The sequence below is a fragment of the Halorubrum sp. AJ67 genome (assembly GCF_000513435.1).
Genome location: NZ_CBVY010000005.1, coordinates 216,416 through 217,979, shown reverse-complemented (window position 1 = coordinate 217,979; position 1,564 = coordinate 216,416). Strand labels below are relative to the sequence as shown.

Below are 1,564 nucleotides of genomic sequence, written 5' to 3'. Positions count from 1 at the left end.
GCTCGCTCGTGTACGAGTCCGTGGACCGCGACTGGGCCGCGGTCCGGGAGCGGCAGGCGCGGGTCGCGGACCGACTGGCGGCGGCCGACGACCTCCGACTGGTCGTCGGCGACGACACCGATCTCCGGTTCGACGTCGCGGGGATGGGCGCGTACAACGACGCCGGCCGGGAGAACATGCCGGGCGGCGAGGTCGCCACCGTGCCGGGGGTCGACGGCGTCGAGGGAACGGTCCGGTTCGATCGCCCGCTCCGACGCGGCGGACGGGAGGTCGACGGGATCCGGCTCGACTTCGCCGACGGGCGGGTGGTCGACTACGCGGCCGAGCGGGGCGAGACCGTCCTCGCCGACCTGCTCGACACCGACGCGGGCGCGCGTCGCGTCGGCGAACTCGGGATCGGCACCAACGAGGGGATCGACGCGGTCACCGGGAACGTCCTGTTCGACGAGAAGGCGGCGGGCACCGTCCACGTCGCGCTCGGCGACGCGGTGGCGGAGTGCGTGCCGGACGGCAGGACGGCGAACGAGAGCGCGGTCCACGCGGACCTCGTCCGCGACGCGAGCGAGGACGCGCGGATCGAACTCGACGGCGAGACCGTCTACCGGAACGGGTCATTCCTGATTGGCGAGTGAACGGCGGGTGAACGACGGGTGAGTCGAATGCGGCGGTCACACCATGTCGCCGCGGACGGACGCGCCCTCCTGTTCGGCCCGTCGCCGCTTCAACACGTCGGCGGCCTCGTTCGCGGCCTCCTCGTCGGCACCGAGCATCCCGAGCGCTGCGGGCAGCGTCGGCATCGCGAGGGAGGCCTCCCGGAGCCGCTCGAACGCCTCCCCGTCGCGCTCGCCGTCGACCCACAGGCAGACCCCGCGGGGGTCGAGCACCTCCTCGTAGGCTTCGCGGGCGAGCGCCCCCTTCAGCCGCTGGCGGACGTTGTCCTCGAAGCCCGCGTTACACACCTCCAAGTGAATCGGCTCCGTATCCTCGACGAGTTCGGCCGCGAGGCACTTCTCGGGGGCCGCGTACCCGTTGTCGCTCGTCCGCACGCGGTCGGGGTGCGCCTCGGCCCACGCGGCGTCGACCGTGGTCCCGACGCCTTTCACGCCGTACTCGGCCTCGAACTCGGCCGCCGCGTCGGCGTCGCCGCCCATGATCACGTCCTTCGTGAGGTAGACGTCGAGCCGGTCGACGGGATCGAGTCCGAGCGCGACGTCGCCGAACGCCCATACCTCGCGGACGGGCACCGGCATCGGCTCGCTCGCGACGCGGTCGACGAGCGTCTCCAAGCGGTCGACGGCCCGTTCGCGTTCCATTGCCGACTGCTACGCGACGGGCGGGCAAACCGGTTACGCTCGGCCGGTCACACCCGGTCGATCCGGGCCGCTACGGCATCCCAGTGGCCGCCCTTCCAGAACCACTGCCCGCAGTCGGCACAGCGCCACCCCGGCCGGTCCGTCCCCACGTCGTCCGGGACGTAGTCGGGGCGGTCGGCGGGGCGACGGCGTCGCCGGCATCGGTCTCCTCCTCGGTCAACGCGACCCGTTCGACCGGACCGTTACACGAC

Annotated in this window: 3 protein-coding genes; 1 reads left to right on the top strand and 2 read right to left on the bottom strand. The window is 72.8% G+C overall.

Features of this window, described 5'->3' with window-relative positions; genetic code table 11:
• Positions 1-632: aminopeptidase (locus tag BN903_RS07140; protein ID WP_195155738.1), on the top strand; the 632-nt coding region annotated here is incomplete at its 5' end.
• A gap of 36 nt (positions 633-668) precedes the next feature.
• Here the strand turns inward: BN903_RS07140 and BN903_RS07135 are convergent.
• Together BN903_RS07135 and BN903_RS18725 are read right to left on the bottom strand one after the other, a co-directional pair.
• Positions 669-1,313 (bottom strand): hypothetical protein, encoded by a 645-nt coding sequence (locus BN903_RS07135; protein ID WP_048077070.1) that lies wholly within the window; start codon positions 1,311-1,313, stop codon positions 669-671.
• A 47-nt stretch (positions 1,314-1,360) separates the two neighbouring features.
• A complete protein-coding gene (locus BN903_RS18725) occupies positions 1,361-1,462 on the bottom strand; it encodes a Mut7-C RNAse domain-containing protein (protein WP_394296245.1) in 102 nt (33 codons plus the stop codon).
• Positions 1,463-1,564: the final 102 nt, after the last annotated feature.

Coding starts and splice junctions, on each gene's coding strand:
- BN903_RS07135 (WP_048077070.1), bottom strand. CDS start 1,313: ATGGAACGCGAACGGGCCGTCGACCGCTTGGAGACGCTCGTCGACCGC.